This window comes from Aestuariibius violaceus, from assembly GCF_040779325.2.
Classification (GTDB): domain Bacteria; phylum Pseudomonadota; class Alphaproteobacteria; order Rhodobacterales; family Rhodobacteraceae; genus Aestuariibius; species Aestuariibius violaceus.
The window spans coordinates 122,203-141,826 of the sequence record NZ_JBFONT020000004.1 but is presented as its reverse complement, the minus strand read 5'-3'; the positions used below and the strand labels follow the sequence as shown (position 1 = coordinate 141,826).

Annotated in this window: 19 protein-coding genes; 3 read left to right on the top strand and 16 right to left on the bottom strand. The window is 60.6% G+C overall.

Annotated features, from left to right (window positions below):
• Window positions 1-18: 18 nt before the first annotated feature.
• A complete protein-coding gene (locus AADZ90_RS14575; protein ID WP_367310795.1) occupies window positions 19-1,344 on the bottom strand; it encodes a DUF8689 domain-containing protein in 1,326 nt (441 codons plus the stop codon).
• 146 nt (window positions 1,345-1,490) lie between these two features.
• Here AADZ90_RS14575 and AADZ90_RS14570 point away from each other — a divergent pair, with 146 nt between their 5' ends.
• Window positions 1,491-3,110 (top strand): hypothetical protein, encoded by a 1,620-nt coding sequence (locus tag AADZ90_RS14570; RefSeq protein ID WP_367310796.1) that lies wholly within the window; start codon window positions 1,491-1,493, stop codon window positions 3,108-3,110.
• On the opposite strand, the gene AADZ90_RS14565 is transcribed toward AADZ90_RS14570, so the two are convergent.
• The 12 genes from AADZ90_RS14565 to AADZ90_RS14510 all read right to left on the bottom strand — a co-directional run bounded on the left by AADZ90_RS14565 (window position 3,095) and on the right by AADZ90_RS14510 (window position 13,913).
• Complete coding sequence (locus AADZ90_RS14565; protein ID WP_367310797.1) at window positions 3,095-3,601, bottom strand: prepilin peptidase; 507 nt, start codon at window positions 3,599-3,601, stop codon at window positions 3,095-3,097. The two genes, AADZ90_RS14570 and AADZ90_RS14565, sit on opposite strands and share 16 nt — an antisense overlap.
• A 13-nt stretch (window positions 3,602-3,614) precedes the next feature.
• Window positions 3,615-4,475, bottom strand: coding sequence for a tetratricopeptide repeat protein (locus tag AADZ90_RS14560; RefSeq protein WP_367310798.1), 861 nt, complete (start codon window positions 4,473-4,475; stop codon window positions 3,615-3,617).
• A 28-nt stretch (window positions 4,476-4,503) separates the two neighbouring features.
• Entirely contained in the window at window positions 4,504-5,055 is a 552-nt protein-coding gene (locus AADZ90_RS14555) for a tetratricopeptide repeat protein (RefSeq protein ID WP_367310799.1), read from the bottom strand.
• A 50-nt stretch (window positions 5,056-5,105) separates the two neighbouring features.
• Window positions 5,106-6,089 (bottom strand): type II secretion system F family protein, encoded by a 984-nt coding sequence (locus tag AADZ90_RS14550; protein WP_367310800.1) that lies wholly within the window; start codon window positions 6,087-6,089, stop codon window positions 5,106-5,108.
• Between the two features lie 4 nt (window positions 6,090-6,093).
• A complete protein-coding gene (locus AADZ90_RS14545) occupies window positions 6,094-7,065 on the bottom strand; it encodes a type II secretion system F family protein (RefSeq protein ID WP_367310801.1) in 972 nt (323 codons plus the stop codon).
• 8 nt (window positions 7,066-7,073) lie between these two features.
• Window positions 7,074-8,519: a TadA family conjugal transfer-associated ATPase gene (locus tag AADZ90_RS14540; protein WP_367310802.1), complete on the bottom strand. Its 1,446-nt coding sequence runs from the start codon at window positions 8,517-8,519 to the stop codon at window positions 7,074-7,076.
• An 11-nt stretch (window positions 8,520-8,530) separates the two neighbouring features.
• Window positions 8,531-9,775, bottom strand: coding sequence for a CpaE/TadZ family protein (locus tag AADZ90_RS14535; protein ID WP_367310803.1), 1,245 nt, complete (start codon window positions 9,773-9,775; stop codon window positions 8,531-8,533).
• Between the two features lie 278 nt (window positions 9,776-10,053).
• Window positions 10,054-10,686, bottom strand: a complete 633-nt coding sequence (locus tag AADZ90_RS14530; protein WP_367310804.1) for an OmpA family protein — start codon at window positions 10,684-10,686, stop codon at window positions 10,054-10,056.
• Between the two features lie 32 nt (window positions 10,687-10,718).
• On the bottom strand, window positions 10,719-12,152 hold the full coding sequence (locus tag AADZ90_RS14525) for a type II and III secretion system protein family protein (RefSeq protein WP_367310948.1): 1,434 nt from the start codon (window positions 12,150-12,152) through the stop codon (window positions 10,719-10,721).
• Window positions 12,153-12,352: 200 nt separating this feature from the next.
• Window positions 12,353-13,195 carry a Flp pilus assembly protein CpaB gene (cpaB, locus tag AADZ90_RS14520; protein ID WP_367310805.1) on the bottom strand — a complete coding sequence of 281 codons (843 nt, stop codon included), beginning with the start codon at window positions 13,193-13,195 and terminating at the stop codon, window positions 12,353-12,355.
• Window positions 13,196-13,273: 78 nt separating this feature from the next.
• Window positions 13,274-13,453 (bottom strand): hypothetical protein, encoded by a 180-nt coding sequence (locus AADZ90_RS14515; RefSeq protein WP_367310806.1) that lies wholly within the window; start codon window positions 13,451-13,453, stop codon window positions 13,274-13,276.
• Window positions 13,454-13,721: 268 nt separating this feature from the next.
• Window positions 13,722-13,913: a Flp family type IVb pilin gene (locus AADZ90_RS14510; protein WP_367310807.1), complete on the bottom strand. Its 192-nt coding sequence runs from the start codon at window positions 13,911-13,913 to the stop codon at window positions 13,722-13,724.
• A gap of 370 nt (window positions 13,914-14,283) precedes the next feature.
• Between AADZ90_RS14510 and AADZ90_RS14505 the strand changes: the two genes are divergently transcribed.
• Both AADZ90_RS14505 and AADZ90_RS14500 read left to right on the top strand, forming a co-directional pair.
• Entirely contained in the window at window positions 14,284-15,108 is an 825-nt protein-coding gene (locus tag AADZ90_RS14505) for a lytic transglycosylase domain-containing protein (protein WP_367310808.1), read from the top strand.
• Between the two features lies 1 nt (window position 15,109).
• On the top strand, window positions 15,110-16,546 hold the full coding sequence (locus AADZ90_RS14500; protein WP_367310809.1) for a UbiA family prenyltransferase: 1,437 nt from the start codon (window positions 15,110-15,112) through the stop codon (window positions 16,544-16,546).
• A gap of 7 nt (window positions 16,547-16,553) precedes the next feature.
• On the opposite strand, the gene AADZ90_RS14495 is transcribed toward AADZ90_RS14500, so the two are convergent.
• The 3 genes from AADZ90_RS14495 to AADZ90_RS14485 are packed head-to-tail and all read right to left on the bottom strand — an operon-like array spanning window position 16,554 to window position 19,569.
• The gene (locus AADZ90_RS14495) at window positions 16,554-17,291 is read right to left on the bottom strand and encodes an SDR family NAD(P)-dependent oxidoreductase (RefSeq protein ID WP_367310810.1); all 738 of its coding nucleotides are present in this window, start codon (window positions 17,289-17,291) and stop codon (window positions 16,554-16,556) included.
• The gene (locus AADZ90_RS14490; protein ID WP_367310811.1) at window positions 17,288-18,598 is read right to left on the bottom strand and encodes an FAD-binding oxidoreductase; all 1,311 of its coding nucleotides are present in this window, start codon (window positions 18,596-18,598) and stop codon (window positions 17,288-17,290) included. Before AADZ90_RS14490 ends, AADZ90_RS14495 begins: the two co-directional genes overlap by 4 nt.
• Complete coding sequence (locus tag AADZ90_RS14485) at window positions 18,598-19,569, bottom strand: lysylphosphatidylglycerol synthase transmembrane domain-containing protein (RefSeq protein WP_367310812.1); 972 nt, start codon at window positions 19,567-19,569, stop codon at window positions 18,598-18,600. Before AADZ90_RS14485 ends, AADZ90_RS14490 begins: the two co-directional genes overlap by 1 nt.
• Window positions 19,570-19,624 lie beyond the last annotated feature (55 nt).

The following is a 19,624-nucleotide window of genomic DNA, read 5'->3' as shown; positions in this document are numbered from 1 at the left end:
CGGGCGCGGAGGTACTCGTCAATGCTCGATATGCTCTTGCCGGACGAACATGTTTTCCCAGGCGCGATCGATCAGTTCGGGGGTCATCTGGTAGGGGATGCCCTCGAATTCGCAGATCGCCCGCATCTGGTCGATCAGGAAGATCGGCTGGTAATTCGCGTAGATGTTGTCGATCGTCGGGTACTTGACCTTCAGGAGATGGATCAGCGCCTTCTCGTCGAGCGGCATCTTCCGCTTGCGGGCGACGAGGGCGAAGATCTTGAGGAAATCCTCCTGGTTGGGGCCGTCGATCTTGATCTTGAAGAAGATCCGGCGCAGGGCCGCTTTGTCGAAGATCTCGTTCGGGTGGAAGTTCGTGGAGAAGATCACGAGCGTGTCGAAGGGCACCGTGAATTTTTCGCCCGATTGCAGGGTGAGGATGTCGCGGTTTTCTTCGAGCGGAACGATCCAGCGGTTGACGAGCGCCTGGGGCGGTTCTTCCTGGCGGCCAAGGTCGTCGACGATGAAGATGCCGCCGGTGGACTTGAGCTGCAGGGGCGCCTGATAGGTGCGCGCTGTCGGGTTGTAGACGAGATCGAGCATGGTGAGTGAAAGCTCACCGCCGGTGATCACCGTCGGACGCTCGCAGCGGACATAACGGGTGTCGAAACGACCGGATGTGCGGCGCAGCGAGTTCGGGTCGTCGATCTCTTCCTCTGCGGCCGAGTGGACGATCGGGTCGTAGACGGTAATGACCTGACCGGAGTACTCGATGGCGCGCGGGATATAGATCTTGTCACCGAGAGAGTCCCGGATGCCGTGCGAGATCGAGGACTTACCGTTGCCCGGCGGACCATAGAGCAGGATCGACCGGCCTGCGCTGACCGCGGGGCCGAGATGGTCGAGCATCTCGTCGGGGATGATCAGGTGCCCCATGGCGGAGGTCAGCTGATCGCGGGTGATCTGAATGTTGCGGATCGACTGGCGTTTCACTTGCTCGGCATAGACGGCCAGCGGAACGGGCATCGGGCCGAAATACTCGGACTGTGCCAGGGCGTCCATCGCGCGGCCTTTGCCGGCCTCGGTCAACTGATAGCCCATCTCGCCCGAATTGTTGGCGTTCAGCGTGCCGGTCGCCTCGAGCAGGTTCTGGCTGCGCGTGATGTCGACGAGTTCCTGCGTGACCGGGATCGGCAGGCAGATGACGCGCGCGATATCCGTCACCATATCGAGATTCATGCGGAACATGGTCTTGAGCAGGATATCGCGCATCATAACGCGCGACAGCTGCATCTGCTCGAGCGATTTGGGTGCGGGCGGCGGAGAGACGGAGGGCCGCTCGGTCGGATTGGTCTGAATGTTCATGAATGCCTCGGAACGCTCCGCAAGTTTTGTGGCCAATCCGTCCCTACGGTGCCTTTCAAACGACAAAAAAGACCCGCACCACGGACAATGACGGGTTAGACCCGATAGAATCGTCAAAAAAGAAACAGCAATGAGGCAAAGCAGAGATGGAGCGCCGCAATTCGCTTATTCTTGCCGCAATTTTGACCGGATTGATTGTGGTTTTGGGGGGTGCCGCACTGTTGCAGGGCGCCGTGCTGCTGACCAAGCACGAGGGTGACGCCATCCACATGTCGGAGATCGTGCTGCGCATGGCCGATGGTCAGGTGCCGCATCTGGATTTCATGACGCCGATCGGGGGCCTTGCTGCAGCGCCATTCGCTATGTTCGTCATGGCCGGGTTCGGGATCGGTCTGTCCATCATCTTTTCGCAGATCCTCGTTGCCGTCATCCTTGCGCCGATGGCCTGGCGCGTGGGTACGAGCCGCTTTGGGTTCTGGCCCGCTGTCCTGTTTGCCGGAAGCATCGTCGTGCTTGCGCTGGCCATGATCGATGGCGGGTCGAGCGAGGGCCTGTCGATCTCGATGCATTACAATCGCTGGGCCTGGGCGATCTCCTTCATCGCGCTGGGATTGGCTGTTTTCGAACCGCGAAAGGCTGCTCCCACGCTTGACGGGATTGTGATCGGTTTGTGCGCTGCGGCTCTCGTCCTGATCAAGGCGACATATGCCGCTGTGCTGATCCCGATCCTGATCCTGGCGCTACTTATGCGTCAGGACTGGCGGGCGCTGGCTGTTGCCTTCGTTGCGGGGCTGGTCGTGGCGGCGGGTGTCACGTTATGGCTCGGACCGGAATACTGGATGGCCTATGCCGGTGATCTGCTGACCGTTGCGCAGTCTGAGATACGGTCCGCCCCGGGCAAGAGCTTTGTGGGCGTGCTGACGGCGCCGCCCTACCGTGCCGGGACACTTGCTGCATTGGCGGCGGTCATCATCCTTCGCCAAAGCGGGCGGGAGCGTGAGGGCCTTTTGCTGCTGCTGCTGTTGCCCGCCTTCGCCTACATCACCTACCAGAATTTCGGCAATGATCCGCAATGGCTCCTCTTTGTCGCTGTGTTGCTTCTAGCGGCTTTGCCTGACAACAGCGTTGAAAACGGCGTTGGCTGGAACATGCGTATGGCGACGGTGGCGACGTCGGCTTTCGTTATTGCGTCTATTGCGCCGTCCTACATCAACATGGCCTATTCGCCCATCGCGATGGTTGGGATCGATGCCGAGGAGGATTATACTCCGCTTTTGCTTTCGCAGAAGCGGCACAACGATTTGCTTCTAGCGCGGACGAGACAATTTCGCTCGGAAGTCATCGTTGCGTTGGATGAGCCCGGTGGACCCTTAGCTACCCTCGCAGATCCGGATCTCTTGCCGGATGATACTTCGTTCCAAGGCGAGACCTTCCCGTCTTGTGGTATTAGGTTTGGCGTCGCGATATTGATGCTGCAGATAACGACGAGCCTAGAAGATGCTGGGTTTGCTCAGAAGAAGATATTCGTCGCCGATCTACAGTCGTTCCCATGGTTGTTTGGCGATTTTGGACGTCTCAAGAATGGCTCACCTTGGTATTATGGTGGTTTGCCGGGATGGGATGATGCGGATTATCTGTTAGTCCCATTTTGCTACATGTCACTTCAGATGCGGCGGGAAGTCCTTGAGACGCTCGAGGAGACGCTTGAAGAGCCCTTGGAGGAGGTCATGCGGACGGAGCTCTTTGTGCTCTACGCCGCGCCGTAGAAGAGGCCCGCCACGAGATAGGCGAGAAGGCTTCCGGCGAGCGGGTAGCCCATCGGGAACTTCCGCTTGCCCACCTCCGGGTTCCAACTTACCCAATCGGGGGTCCATCTGCGGATCGGGGTGCGTTTCGCGATCTTGTGAGACGCCACACCAGCCAGCGCGGCGGCGCTGACAAGTACGAGGATGATCACGAGGTCACCAAAGGCGATAAATGGGGCCGCCGATGCGCAAAACTTGGCGTCGCCGCCGCCCATGGCACCTGCGGCGTTGAAGGCGATGCCGAGTGCGAGGACGACACCGAAGTGAAGCCAGCGCCAGAGATAGGCATCAAAGGGCAAGGCCAGGAGGCCGACGATTGCAAAAACGACGAGCAACGTGTCCGTCGCGATGTTCGGGATCTTCATCCGCGCCAGATCGGACCAGATGACGTAAATGCAGATCGGAAGCACAGGCGGCAGAAACCAGAGCGCCTGTGCTGTTGTCAGGTCCACCGGCGTGGCCGCATCAGTTGGTGACGTTCGCTTCGAGCGCCTTGAGGCTGCGCGATGCGGCTTCGAAATGCTGTGGATGGGTATCGATCGCCGCTTTCAACAGGCCGCGGCCAGTAGCGACGTCGCCTTGCTTTATTGCAGCCAGAGCGACCGTGTAGAGGAGCTGTGCGCGTTCGATCTGGGTCATCTGGATGACCGGCAGGTCATAGTTGCGCTGCGCCGCACGGGCGAGAACGAGGTTGTTCTTGGTCGTGAACTCGCCCGGATCCTCGCGTAGTGCCTCTGCGAATAGACGTTCCGCACCGCGCGCATCGCCGCGGGTGAGCTTGGAGAATCCCCAGTTATTGAGGACCGGCGCGGGCTTGAGCGTCAGGCCGATGGCGATCTCGTAGAAGCTGTCGGCCTTTTCCCATTGCTGCTGGCTATCGGCGACCATCGCTTCAAGCCGATAGCGCTTGTAGGTTTCGTGGGTCGGTGGGATCGCGTTCAGCGTCGCACTCGCCTCGTCCCACTTACTGTCGCGGATATAGGCGTCGGCCAGTTCGACCTGATCGTCGTAGGTCGCCTCTTCCATTTCCGTGACACGCTTCCAAGCCTGGATCGCCATGGCGGGGCGCTTGGCGCGGATCAGGGATTTGGCAAGGCCACGGGCGAGATCGATCCGATCCGGATTGGCGGTGCTTGCCCGTGTGAAGTAGGCGACGGCTTCGCCCGGATCGCTCGACTGGAGCATCACGTCGTTGAGATTGGTCTCGTCGATGACGTTGATGTCGCGGAGGGCCCTGTTGACCTCTGCCTCGCTGTCCGGGCGGTCGCATCCGGATACAGCGATAAGCCCCGTCAGAGACAGGGTTACAAAGATAGAGTGGCGCATTGTTGCGTCCTTTTACTGCTCTCGCCTGCTATGGTGTTTGCAGAATGAGGTATCGCCCCCCGCCCTGCGCCACCAATTTGAATTCGCTATCGTTTTGAGGATCATACCCCGGATTGTTGAGATTTGCGATAGCCAGTTTCAGGTTGTCGCGAATCTCGTCGCTTTCGCCATTTGACGTTGCAAAGGCGCGACGAAAGACTTGGCGGGCCTCGGCGAATTCGCCCTTCTCCATCAGGACGACACCGAGATTGTTCCAGGCAGCGGGAAATTCGGGGTCTTCGTCAACGGCGCGACGCATAAGCGCCTCGGCTTGGTTGAGGCGGCCGAGGCGGAGATTGGCCGAGCCGAGAGCCGATAGAGTGTCGGCATTGAAGCCACGCTCTGCGGTTGCGCGCAGATATGCCTGACGGGCGAGCTCATATTCTCCAGAGGCCATCAGGCGATGACCAACCAGAAGCTGGTCAACGGTTTCGCCACGGCTGGCGACGCCCGGCGCGTAAACCCGCTCGCCGACTGGGGCGAACGGGTCATCGGAGCAGGCCGCGAGGAGCGGCGTCAGACAAAGAACGAGGTGTCTCATCTTACCCATGTGAGACCGATACACTTTCGCCAGCTTGCCGGATGTTTGCCTCAGCTCGGCGAGAAGTCACTCGAGAGCGTAACCCACATTCCGTAGACCGATGGTCCGATCAAGATGATCAGGAGCGGCGGAACCGTCAACATCATCGTTGCGAGCGTCATCTTCGTCGGAAGCGTATTCGCCTTTTCCTCGGCCCGCATGACTCGCTTGTCACGCATTTCGTCGGCATAGACACGAAGTGCTTCGGCGATGGAAGTGCCGAATTGTTGGGACTGGATCAGAACGGTAACGAAGCTAGCGACGTCAGGAACCCCAGCACGTTCCGACATGTCTTTTAGAACAGCGGTCTTGTCTTTGCCCGCCTTGATTTCGTGAGCGACCATTTCGTACTCATCCGCAAGTGCGGGGAAACCTGACCGGATCTCTTTCGCAACGCGGACGATCGCCTGGTCGAGCGATTGACCGGCCTCAACACAGACCAGCATCATGTCGAGGCTGTCTGGAAAGCCGTTCTCAATCTCCGTTTGACGGGCCTGCTGGCGACGAGTGACCCAATATTTTGGACCGAGATAACCAACTGCTGCAGGTATGAGAATCGAGAAAATCGTCGCCGCAGACGAAGGCTGGCCAGTAGAGCTTGCGACGATGGAGTATGCGATGCCGGCCAGCAGGCCAATCATGCCGAAGGCGAACTGGGCGAAGTGGAAAACTTGAACGGCCGATTTGCCGCGATACCCCGCCTGGATCAGCTTGAGCTTGATGGCGGAATATTCTTCCTCGTTCTGCGGCTCGAGGAAGTTTTTGTAGCGCTCCAGCCGGTCGATCTTGCTGCCCGGGCGGAAGCGGAGACCCGCCTTCTTTTCATTGCCGAAGTCGAGATTTGCGCCGCCCTTGAGTTTGTCGAGCGGGTCGACCTGCTTTTTCAGAAGGATGGGCAGCGTCATCAGGATCAGGAACATCCCGGCGACCCCAAGGACGAGAAGGGGGCCTAAAGGACCAAGCATCTCGGTAAAGTAGGTGGTGAAAGCTTCCATGGGATCAGACCTTGATGTTGGTGAGCCAGCGCATGACGAACAGGTTGGCAGCCAGGAATGCGCAGACGACAAGAACCGCCGGAACGAAGGCAGGGGTGCCCTGCACCTCGGAGTAATAGTCGGGCTTTAGCAGGTTGATTGCAATAAGAGCTAGAAACGGGAAGGCGGACAGGAACACACCCGACCAACGTGCCTCTGCCGTGATTGCCTTGACCTTACGGAAGAGACGGAACCGCGCCCGGATCACCTTGGCCAGGCCATCGAGGATCTCGGCGAGATTGCCCCCGGCCTGCTGCTGAATGGTAACTGCGACGGCGAGAAAGCGAAGGTCCTGCATATCCATCCGCTCTGCAAGGTCTTTCAGGCTTTCCGAGATTTCACGGCCATAAGCCGATTCATCAGCAATGATCCCCATTTCCGATCCGAGTGGATCCGGAACCTCCTTCGCGACGATGTTGATTGCCGAGGCGAACGGGTGACCGACGCGGAGGGACCGCACCATCAATTCCACGGCCTCCGGCAGCTGCTCCTCGATGGCACCGAGGCGCTTCTTGGCGCGGCGGTTGACCCACATGTAGACCCCGCCGACGCCCATGCCGACTGCGACAACGACTTTCACCGGTCCGCCGGCGCTTGTTCCAAAGGTGAGAAACACAAACGCGATGACCGTGACGACGCCCATGATGATGATCAGCTGGATCGGGGAGAAGGCAATGTTCCCCTTCTGGGCCTTCTCCGCCAGTATCGAATAGAGCGGGATGCCCGATGAGGACATGTGCTGGCTCATCTCCTTGCGGAGCTGTTCCAGAACCTTCTCGCGGTTGCCGCCGCCTTTCTCGAGCATCTCGAGCCGGCGGTTGACGCGTCGGTTCGTGCTGATCGATTTTCCGAAGAACAAGAGATACAGGCCTTCGACGATCACGAGGACCGCCACGAAGATCAGGCCGTAGATGATGGGTTCGATAGAGATCTGCATGGTGAGGTTTACTCCGCAACCATGGGTTCGAAGATCGAGGCCGGCAGGTCGAAGCCCCAGAGCTTGAAACGTTGCGAGAAGTGCGAGCGCACGCCGTTGGCCGTGAAGTGGCCGATGATCTTGTTGTCGGGCGTCAGGCCGACGCGCTGGTAACGGAAGACCTCCTGCATCGAGATCACGTCGCCTTCCATCCCGGTCACCTCTGTGATCGAGACCATGCGACGCGAGCCGTCCTGCAGACGGCTGACCTGCACGATGAGGTGGGCAGCCGAAGCGATCTGGGCGCGGATGGCCTTCACCGGCATCTCAATCCCGGCCATCGCGACCATGTTTTCCAGACGCGAGCAAGCGTCACGGGCGGAGTTGGCGTGGATCGTGGTCATCGAACCGTCGTGGCCAGTGTTCATGGCCTGGAGCATGTCGATGACTTCGTCGCCCCGCGTCTCCCCCACGATGATGCGGTCGGGACGCATCCGCAGGGCGTTCTTCAGACAGTCCCGCTGGGTGACGGCGCCGCGCCCTTCGACGTTGGCCGGGCGGCTTTCCATCCGGCCCACATGGGTCTGCTGGAGCTGCAGTTCCGCCGTATCCTCGATCGTCAGGATGCGTTCGGCATCGTCGATGAAGGAAGACAGCGCGTTGAGCGTGGTCGTTTTACCGGAACCGGTACCGCCTGAGACGATGATGTTGAGGCGGGTCGACACGGCCGCCTGGATATAGGCGGCCATCTCTTCGGTGAAGGCGCCGAATTTCACCAATTCGTCGATCGACAGCTTGTCCTTTTTGAACTTACGAATCGAGACGAGCGATCCATCGACTGCAATCGGTGGCACCATCGCGTTGAAACGCGAACCATCCGCAAGGCGGGCGTCGACGTACGGGTTCGATTCATCGACGCGGCGGCCGACGGCCGACACGATCTTGTCGATGATCCGCAGAAGGTGGCGTTCGTCCTTGAAGGTAACGTCTGTCAGCTGGAGCTTGCCGTCGCGCTCGACGAAGATCTGTTGTGGGCCATTGACGAGAATGTCGTTGACCTCATCGTCCTGCAGAAGCGTTTCGAGCGGACCAAGGCCCTTAACCTCGTGGAACAGTTCCTGGTTGAGTTGGGACCGGTCCTCGCGGTTCAGGGCGACGCCCATTTCTTCGAGCGTCTCGCTCGCGATCGAGCTGATTTCCTGACGCAGCTCTTGCTCAGACGCCTTTTCGAGGGCCGCGAGGTTCAGGTTGTCGAGGAGCGCTTTGTGGAGCTCGAGCTTGACGTCCTGCAGCCGCTCCTTTTTCTTGCGCTCCTTATCCACAGGCGACGCCTCGGCAGGGCGCTTCGGTTGCGGCGCGGGCTTACTCGCGCTCGACGCGACCTTGCGGGTCGCTTCGGCCTTGGGCAGCGGGGTGACGTTTCCGCCAGCGGCCTGGGGTTTTGACGGGGTGTCTTTTTTGTATTTGGAGAACATCGGCAGCGTCCTTATTGAGCGACGGCTTCAGCGCGACTGACTTCGTAGATCGATTGCGCCAGTTTTGAGAATTCCTTGCGAAGCGGCAGTTTGCCTGCGAACTCGGCCAGCGGTGCGCCGTGGTCGCAGGCCTCGACAACCTGCCTGCCGCCGTCTGGCAGATGAACTTCGAGAGAGATGCCAAGCGATTCACCCAGCCGTTTCACCCTGCTCTTGCCGTTCAGATCCATGCCCTTCGGAGCGCGATTCAGGATGAAGCGGAACTTTTCGAACGGTAGCTCTTCCGATTGCAGGAGGCGCTTCATCCGCTGGGTGTTCTGAGCCGACCGCATTTCGAGCTCGAGCGTTGCCAGGTAGATTTGCGCCGCGTTCAGCACCGTTTCCGTCCAGGGAACAATAGTCGAGGGCATGTCGATGATGACGAAGTCGAAATTGGTCCGTGCCATTTCGACGATGCGCTCGACATCTGCGGGGTCGATGAAATCGAGCGGCAGCATCTCGGTCGGCGAGGTGAGAACCTGCATCTTCTCGCCATAGGTCACGGTCGCGTCGACGAACGATTCGCTGTCCATGTTCTCAGTGTCTGACAGAAGCTCGAAGATGGTTTCCCGCCGGGGCAGGTCGAGATAGGTCGCAACGCTGCCCTGCTGGAGGTCGAGATCGATCAGGCAGACCTCGGGCTGTTCCTTCTTGCGCCCGGTATTGGCCAGTTCCCAGGCCAGGTTGACTGCGGTGAGCGTCGCGCCGGTTCCACCTGCCATGCCGTGCACGGCGATGACCTTGCCGTCCTTGTTGCCTGTCTTCTTGATCTGTGCCTGCATCTCTTCCGGCAAGGCGGCAATGGGATCTGGACGGCGGATACGCTCGATCGCGTTGGCAAGCTCACCTTCCGGAAGGGGGTAGGGGACGAACTCGTCACCGCCTTTGCCCATGAGCGTATGAAGCGCGCCGGGCGTGATGTCGTCGGCGATCACGATGACCTTGAGCTTCTTCTGCTTCGCGGCCTTCACGATATCGGTGATCAGCGCGAGAGAGCTTTCATCCCGATCATCAACCGCGACGGCGACGAATTCCAGTTGGGCCGCTTCGGGCTGATCGAGAAACGCGATCGCATCGTCGAAGGTGAGGTCGCCCCAGCTTTCGCCCAGGACAGACTCCATGTCTTCGATGAGAAGATCGAAGCGCTGGACATCGCGGCTGATCGTACAGGCGACGATCGGCTGAGGTTCGGTTTGCAAGACGGCGTTGCTCGACATCGGCAGGTATCCCTTTCGCAGGCCAGAACGGAGATCCGGCCAACCGCGCGGTGCGAACACCTATCCGATCAGCGACATCCCCGCCGAGGCGGCCGCAGATTCGCGCACACGCCTCTCCCGTTGTGGAAACAGTTGCGCGGAAACTTGGCGAGATTTGGGCCAAAAAAATCCAATTGTGCGGAGTGGGGAGACATTAGCGGTCAGAAGCCCGAAATGTTGACGGCCCTCCCGATTGGGGAGGGCCGTCAAATGAGCTGCATGCAATCTATGTCGCGGTGTTATCCGCCAACAGCGATCTCGCCGATATCTTGACCGATCGTCGTCAGCTGCGGCGGACGCGTCGCGCTTTCGACGTATTCGCGGAAGATCACCTCGGCATACTTCCCATTCAGAACCGCCGGGTGGTTCCGGACGAAGCCCGAAACCTCGGTTACCGTACGGCGGTTCCGCATTTCGCGTCCCTCCGTCACGACCAGCGGCTGAGTTTCCCCGCGGGAGACGACCGCTTCAAGCCTGGAGCGGCTGACGCCTTGGCTGGTCAGGAAGGCAACCACAGCCTGGGCGCGGCGAAGACCGAGCCGTTGGTTGTAGGCGTTGGAGCCGACCAGGTCAGTGTGCCCGAAGACCTTGAAGCGGAGTTCCGGGAACTGGCGGATGAAGTCCGCCTGCTGCCGGAGGATCGCCTGAGCCTCTGCGTCGAGCACGGTCGAGTCGAACGCGAAGTTCACCATTGTCGGAACCTCTGCGGCAAACTTCCGCGAGAGGGCGACGGCGTAGTCGCGTTGCCCGGTCATGACCAGGTGGTTGTTCATGGTCGCGTTGCCGAACGTTCCGAGGTCAAGTTGGGACCCGGCCTGTTCGCTACAGGCAGAGACTGCCAGCAGCGCCACCGATGCAAAGAGGTATTTCATGGCTTTGCCCTCGCTCTTTCCTGTATGTACCATCAGTCCATCACATAGCCGTAGGACCCGTTGAAGTCCTGCTGCGCTACCTCTCCTGCTGCGCCGCCAAGCGGCTGGCCTGTTGCGATGCCGATACGACCGCCGAGGAAGAGTTCGCCCTCGGTGGGGATGCGCACCCGATCGGTCGGAAGGGCAAAGGCCTCTCCGCGGGTCGGGGTCACAAGATGCGGCGTGATGATGATCACCAGTTCGGTTTGTTCGCGGCTGTACTCAGTGCTGCGGAACAACGTACCGAGAACCGGGATGTCTCCGAGCCACGGAACCTGAGCGACTGCATCCCGGAAGTCATCCTGAAGAAGACCCGCGATCGCGAAGCTTTCCCCATCACGAAGCTCGACCGTGGTCGAGGTTTCGCGGCGACGGAAGGCGTCAACCACGAATTCATCGTTGATGACGAGCCGGTTCGATGGGTCGATCGAACTAACCGCAGTCTTCATTTCAAGATTTATCGTATGACCATCGACCACAGTGGGAACGAAAGACAGCTCGACACCGAAAGGTTTGAACTCGATCGAGATGCCGTCTTCGTCGGCAACCGGAACCGGGTATTCGCCTCCCGCGAGGAAGTTCGCCTCTTGGCCGCTCAGTGCCGTCAGGTTCGGCTCTGCAAGTGTGCGAACAAGCCCCTTGTTCTCTAGTGCCTCTAGAAGAACATCCACGGCAATGTCGCCAATCTCGAAGGCGCCGGCGATCCCGCCAATATTTTCGCCCAGGGTGAGTACCGACGCGATACTCCCGATCCCATCGGAATCTGCGCCAGTCACGGTAAGCCCGCCGCTGCCGCCGCCGGCGACGTAGTCAACGTTGCCACCGTCAGTAATCGCGATGCCGCCCTCAAGGCCTTTGCTCACCGTCCGCTGCATTTCTGCGAAGCGCACTTTCAGCATGACCTGGTGGACACCACCGACGACCATCAGGTTCGAAACCCGGTCAGGTGCGTAGCGGTTGGCGAGGTCGAGAGCCCGATCGAGTCTCGCAGTGCTAGAGACAGTGCCCGACAGGACAATGCCGTCATTGGCCGTACGAACCTCGATTTTTTCGCCGGGAAGGATCTGGCTGAGCCGCTCCTTGAACTCGGCGATGTCCGGCGTCACGTGGACATCGACGTTGGTGATAAGCCGCCCGTCTGCGCCCAAGAGGGTCAGTGTCGTACGACCAGGAATCTTGCCGAGAACGTAGATCGTTCTGTCCGACAGGGTGGAGATGTCAGCAATGCCGGGATTGGCAATGCTAAGTTCGGTGAACGGGACGTCGCTTTCGACGACCACTGCGCGGTTCACCGGAACGCTGAGCGCGCTGGACGGTGTACCGCGCATCACACGCAGTGTTTCGGCTTGCGCCGGAATGGCGGTCACGGACGAGGCCGCAACCGTAAGCCCGATGAGGGCTGCCTTCAGGTATCTATCATAAGTCATGGACCTGCCTCTGTGATCACGCCCGAAATGCAGGTCTGACGCCTGCCTGCGCAAAACCTGCACGGGGCGGAAAATTAAATCAAGAATCAATAACCTAGGGCGGGAAGTTGATGTGGATAAATCGCAACAGGTCGGAAAATGCAAAACCGCCGCTCGCGCTGAGGCTGAGCGGCGGTCAACACTGTTCTGACAACTAAAGTCTAGTCTCTACAGGGAATTTCGATCTGGGTTATCTGTCCGCCGCCACGCTGGTTTATATAGCAGCGACGCGCTTCTGGCGCCTGGACCGGAGTTTCTTCTCGGATACCAAGTAGGCTGTTGGTATCGATCTCGATGCCTTGTGCCGTCTGCTGCTCGTCCTGGCTAACCAGCGAGAGTGAGATCCGTCCCGTATTCTGGGCCTGTGTAAGTGCGGCGACCTGTTGGGGCGTCGCTTCGACAGTCACAGTCCGTGCCACCCGCGTGCCCGCGAAGTTCTGATCCGATGTTTGGTCGATCGCGATGATACGAACGTTGCTCTCGATCAACTGCGTGAAATCGGTACCTCGTCCTCTAACGCTACCGGTCCAGTACACATTCACCCGATCACCTGGACGCAAGAGACCTGAGACGCCTCGCTGGGCATCAACCGCAACCGCGAAAGCGTTCATTCCCGGAGAAAGGAGTTGTGAGATGCCAGCGATTTCACCTGGCTCAGTAGTCTTGATAGACATCAGCGGTTCATTGGGCTCGATCGGGCGGATCGCATATCGAAGAACACTTTCGCCTTGCGGAAATACCTCTTCCAGCGTCTTGAAGATGCCCTCCGGGAGAGATGCCTCAGGATACTGGATCTCCTTTAGGTCTTCGCGGCGAATTTCTTGGCCATAGACCAGCGAATTGGCCGCGGCCATCACCGTAACCGTCCTGACCATCTGTGCACGCTCGGCTTCGAGCTGCTGTCGAGCAGCATCCTGCGCCGCCATATAGTCTTGTGCGAGGTAAACTGCCCCACCGGCCAAGCCAAGCCCGAGGAGAAGCACCAAGAGAAAAACCGCTCTCATTCTATTGGCCTTTCATGTCTAGGCGAATGGAGCAATCGTGCGTTCTGTGCAGTCAACGTGACTGCGGATCCACTCCACTCAATCGATTGTGACAGTGTTGATTGCAGATGCAATATTTCTCTTTCCCTGGTTGGACGCTTCGGTGATAACCGCCAGCAGACCAATGGAGAGCCCGACCACAAGCGCAGTCAAGACAACCCAGTCTGCGGTAACGGCGCCACTTTCATCTTCGCGGAAGCTCTTCAGAATTCCCAACACTACCTTCTCCCAGAGTTGACCGAGCCAACCCCCACCACTGCTCGGAGAAATGGTAGTGGATTGTGGCATTATCTAGGTTGTGGGAAGGTTTGATCGCGGCAGGTCGATCTTGCTCACTTTGGCGTCGCTCGCATGTCCGGCAGTTTACGTCAGAACGTTGCGGCTCAAATGAAAAAGAACAAATGGCCGCGATCAAGATTGGATCGCGGCCAAGTTAGTTCAAGCCAAAGATTTGCCAATCAAGGCAATCAAAAAGGCTTATAGTTGATTACGGAGTGGCTGTGTTCGGGTCCACGCCGTCAATAGCGGTCGCAATGTCAGAACCCAGACCGTCCACAGCAGTCTCGATCAGTGCCAGGAGGCCGATGGCCAGGCCGACGACGAGAGCCGTCAGGACAACCCAGTCAACCGTGACAGCGCCGTCTTCGTCCTTGCGGAACTTGGCGAGAAACTTGGTCATATTATATCCCTCCAGAGGATGTTCGCTCAGTTATCTTCAATACCCGTGCCGGTTCGCATCAGGCTGACCTCACTGTAGCCCGACCCCGTCTGGGATGACCCGATATAGCCAATGGATTCGGGCCAGACTTTGGCGTGAATTTAGCGAGACCTGACTTTTTCAAGGTATTCCTGGAAACAATCGCTAACATTATGAAATGAAAGAGAAAATTAACCTCCGCCCTTCAGGCGTAACAGGATAGGACTGAGGCCGACGTTGCAAAAACGCGTCGAATCTGGCGGTTTTGCCTTATTTGCGGCCTTCTAGTCCTGTTCAAACGTTAACTCTACGGTACAAAGCCTCAACGATAACCGGGCAGGATGTTCGGAGCATGAGCAGGTTCCTACTAGCGCTTGGCATTGCGGCAACAATTGCCGTTGTGCCGGTCGCCGTATCGGCGCAATCCGATCCCCATTCGGGTGACTTCACCTTTCGGCGCGTCGGGTTGCCACAAGCCGGATCAAGCCGCATCACGGTTCAGGCAGACCCGCCCACGCTCGCTGTCGCAGCTCCGAAGCCGAAACCCGACGAACCCTCAGCGGAACCCGCGGTAGCGGGACGGAACCATGCCGATTGGTTCTGGAGAGCCGTTTCTCCCGGCCTCGAGGAAGAACCCTTCGCGCGCGCCGTTTCCGCGATCGAACATATGGCCGATAGCGCCGAAGGGCGTGGTGTCGGTCGACCACGGCTCCAGTTCATGCAGAACATTGCCGCAAATTACGGTATCTCCATTTTGTCGGAAACGCTTGGCACCCAGGTTTCGCCTGCTTTCGTCGTCGCTGTCATTGCGACGGAAAGCGCCGGTCGGGCCGATGCCGTCAGCCATGCGGGTGCGCAGGGGCTGATGCAGTTGATGCCGGGCACTGCAGAACGCTTTGGCGTGACAGACAGCTTTGATCCTCATCAGAATATCCGCGGCGGGATCGCTTATCTTGACTGGCTGATGACGGAGTTCGATGGCGACCCTATTTTGGCGCTTGCCGCATATAACGCGGGCGAGAATGCTGTGAAACGGGCGGGCGGCGTTCCTGATTATGAAGAGACGCGCAACTACGTGCCAAAGGTGCTGGCTGCGTGGTCGGTGGCGCGAGGGCTATGTGTCACCCCGCCGGACTTTCTGGATGACGGCTGCGTCTTTGCGGTAACGGGCGGATAGTTTGAGCGAGACAAGGCGGCCGCTGATTCTCGATGTAGACGGGACCTTTCTGCGGACCGATCTGTTGTTCGAGACGTTCTGGCTAGGGTTGGGGCGCGCACCACTGCCGACACTGCGCGCTGCTCTCGGTCATTTTCGTGATCCGGCTGCGTTGAAAGCGGCGCTCGTGGACATCACCCAACCGCGCCTTGATCTTATGCCGGTCTCGCCGGAGATCGATGGTATCATAAAGACCGCGCGCGAGACGGGGCGGCCGATTGGGCTGGCCTCGGCTTCTGATCGCCGGCTCATCGCAGCGCTATCGGACCATCATGGGTTTGAGGAGCCACCGCTTGGAACAGCCGACGGACGAAACCTGAAAGGGCCGCAGAAGGCCGAAGCGCTGGTCGAACGCTATGGCGAGGGCGAGTTCGACTACGCGGGCAACGAGGCGGCGGATCTGACCGTCTGGCGGTCCGGGAAGGAGGCGATTGTCGTTGGCGATCCGGCCTCGGCCGAGGTTCTGCGCGAGGAAGGCCGCGTTGTCACCGAACTCGACGGGGGATGGGCCCCCCGTGATCTCTGGAAGGCGCTGAGGCCCCATCAGTGGGTCAAGAACATCCTGCTGTTTCTGCCTGCGATTGCGGCGCATGACTTTGCCTTTTCGACTTTCTTTCTTGTGCTTCTCGGGATTGTCGCGTTTTCGGCTGCTGCGTCGAGCATATACATCGTCAACGACCTGCTCGATCTCGAGGCGGATCGCCTGCATCCGACGAAGTGCAATCGCCCTTTCGCATCCGGCAAGGTGCCCATCCGGATCGGGATGGTCGCGAGCGCGGTATCTGGATTGATTGCCCTCGGGATTGGGGCGGCTTTGGGTGGCGGATTCTTGGGAATTGTTGCGCTCTACATGCTGTTGTCGTTGAGCTATTCGCTGAAGCTCAAGCGGATGCGCTGGGTTGATATCGCAGTACTGGCGACGCTCTATACGCTGCGGGTTGTTGCAGGGGCAGCGGCGAGTGGGGTTGATGCGTCGATCTTCATGCTGGTCTTCATCTTTCCCGTTTTCCTGACGCTTGGCTGCGTCAAGCGGCTGACGGAACTGGCGCTGGCCACCTCGGACGAGCGGCTGCCGGGACGTGGCTATGGCCGGACGGATCGGGGTGATCTGCTAAACATGGCGGGGATCGGGACGGTCGGCGCGTTGGTGATCTTTCTGCTCTATTCGTTCAGCGCGCAGGCTCAGGTGCTTTATCCGACGCGGTGGCTCTTGTGGGTGGCGCTGATCCCGATCGCGGCCTGGCTGATCCGGATGGTCAAGCTGGGTTGGGAGGGGCGGCAGGACTACGACCCCATCGTCTTTGCCCTTCGGGACCGGATGGGGCTAGGTATCCTGCTGATCACCCTGTCGCTGATGTTCTATGCGGCAGGACTTTGGGCGGAGTGGTTCGGGCTCTGACCCCGCTTCAGATCTTCATCTTCTTGAAGATCGGCTCGGGCACGGCGCGGATCACGAGCATGACCAGGCGCCAGATGCCGGCCGTGTAGACCACATTCTTCTTCTTGCGTGCGGCCTTGAGGATATCGTCGGTCACCTTCTCGGGCGTCGTCATAAAGGGCAGCGCGTCTAGGCCCCAGGTCATCGCGGTGTCGACCGGGCCCGGCTTGACTGTCACGACGTGGACGCCGGAGCGGGCGAGGCGGTTGCGCAGGCCACTAAGATAGGTCGTGAAGCCGGATTTCGCACCGCCATAGACATAATTCCCGAGGCGGCCCCGGTCGCCGGCGACGGAGCTGAGGCCGATGATTGTGCCGCTGCAGCGTTCCTCCATCATCGGGGCAAGACGCTGAAGGAAGCCTGCGGGCCCGGTGAAGCTGTCGGTGATGACACCGTCGAGGAGGGCGGGGTTTGCGTCGATCTCGGATTGTTCGGGCATGGAGCCGACGAAGACGGCGCAGTTGAGCGTGCCGTCCTCTTTCGCGGCCCGGTCCAGGATCGGCTGGAAGGTGGCGGGATCGCGGGCGTCGAAGGCGACGGCCTCTGCCGCCGTTGCGCCGCGGGCCTTTGCATCAGCGGCGGTCGCTTCGAGGTCGACCATGTCGCGCCCGGCGAGGAGGAGGGTTGCACCGTTTTCCGCCAGACGGCGGGCGGTGGTGCGCGCGATGGAGGACGTCGCGCCGAGGATGATCCAGGTATCGCTCATGCAGGGTCCCTCAGCTTCAGGCGGCGGATGAGATCGGTGGCCAGCGCGCCGCCGGGGTCGGCCTTGGCGACCTCCTTCTGCCAGCGGGACAGGTCGGGATACATCGCCTGGACACGCTCGGGCGTCGCGAGGGCATCCTTCGCGAAATAGATGCGGCCGCTTGCTTCGGTTGTCATCTCCTCAAGGCGGGTGATCAGTTTGCGGGCCTCAGTGCTGTTCGGAAAATCGACGGCGAGCGTGTAGCCCTCCATCGGGAAGCTGAGGTAGCCGGCGCGACCAGGCCCCATGCGCTTGAGGACGGCAAGGGGCGAGGCGAGGCCGCTTTGGGCGATGAGGTCGAGCATTGCGCGGAGCGCTGGCGCCTCGGCGATGGGGACGACGCATTGGAACTGGTGAAAGCCGCGCTTGCCGTAGAGGCGGTTCCAGTCGTGGATACGGTCGAGGGGAAAGAAGAAGTCCTGGATCGGTTTGACGACTGTCCGGCCGGAGGCGGGGACGCGGCGATAATAGGCCTCGTTGAAGGTGCGGACGATCGGTTTCGAGAGGGCGAAGCCGGGGGCATCGGTGGGGATGGCCTTGGATTTCTTCGGGGCGGGGACGAGGCCCGCGCCGGTTTCAGCCTCTTCGAGGATACCACGGCCGAGTTTGTCGCCTTGGGCGGTCGCGTCGATCCAGCCGACGGTATAGGTTGCTTCGCTGCGGTCGAGGAGGTCGAGGAACTGGTCCCAGCCTTCGGCCCGCCGCTCGGTCACCATCATGACGTCGCCCTTGCAGCGCTGGAGGCGGAGCGTGGCCTTGGAGATGATGCCGGTCTGGCCGAGGCCGCCGATTGTCGCCTGGAAAAGCGCCTTGTTCTTGGCGGTGATGGTGCGCTCAGTGTCGCCCTGCAGCAGGGTGATGTCTTCGACATGCTGCCCGAAGGAGCCGAGATTGTGGTGGTTCTTGCCGTGGACGTCCATGGCGATCGCGCCGCCCACAGTGGCGAAGCCCGTCCCTGGCATGACGGCGGGCAGCCAGCCCTGGGGGGCGTAGATCTTGGCGAGATCGCCCAGGGTCAGGCCGGCCTCGACCTCGACCATGCCGGTTTCGGCGTCGAAGGACAGGATGCGGTCGAGCTTGGTCGTGTCAATCGCCTTGCCGCCGTCGTTCAGGCAGGCATCACCGTAGCTGCGGCAATTGCCGATGGCAGGCGCCGGTTCGGAGGCGGCGATGGCGGCGAGGTGGTTTTGCCGTTCAGGGCGGGCTTTCTCACCCGCCGCGGAGAGGGCCCGGCCCCAGCCGGTATAGGTGTCGGATTTCCAGCGCATCAGAGGGCCTTTGCGGCTTTGCGTTCGGCGATGGGGAAGACGGCCAGGCCGATGGCGATCGCGAACCAGAGGGTGGTCAATCGGATGATGGAGGTGGCCGCGATGGCGACCTCGGGCGAGATGCCCTTGAGGGTCAGCAGGGCGACCATGGCGATTTCGGCCCCGCCGAGGCCGCCGGGGGCGCCGGTCAGGCCTCCCGCGAGGGTCGCGAAGAGGAAGATCGCTATGGCGGTCGCCATGTCGAGCTCTGCCCCGAACCAGACGAGGAGAAGGTGGAAGGCATAGCCCTCGGCCAGCCAGCCGAAGAGGGAGAGGAGGCCGACGGCGGTCAGGAGCTTGGGTTCGGTGAAGAGGCCGAGCGACAGGGCCGCGCGGCGGGCGCGGGACATCAGGCGCGGGGCGCGGCCGGTGAGGCGGAAGGTCAAGGTGACGATGCGGGAGAGAAGCGCGGGGCGGGTGACGATCACCGCGAGAGCGACGGCGAGCGCGGCGACGGGGGTGGCGTATGCGATGCCGCCGGCACCGAGGGCGAGCGTCAGGCCGAGGGCAAGGCCCATCGCGGCGAGATCGGCGGCACGGTCGACGAGAACGAGTGGCGCGGTCCGGTCGAGGGAGGCGCCGGTTTCGCGGGAGAGCCAGCGGAGGCGGATGAGCTCGCCCACACGGCCCGGCGTCACGGACATGGCGAAGCCGCCGAAGAAGTGGCGGATCGATTGCCCGAGATGGGTCGGCAGATCCAGGCGGCGTGTGAAGAGATGCCAACGGACGGCGCGCATTCCGTAATTGACCAGCGACAGGACAAGCAGGATGCCGACCTGCGCCCAGCCGAACTTGGCGAGTTCGGCGCGTGTTTCCTCCCACCCGGTCGCGATGGCCAACCCTGCAAGGCCCGCAAGGACGAGCACCAGAAGCCCGCCGATCAGTGCAAGGTCGCGCCAGCGCCGGTTTGGCGCCGGGGAGGGGGCTGTCATGGTGGTGCTAGAGGATGCCATCGACGCTGCCAGTAGGGATCAATTCCGGCAACAA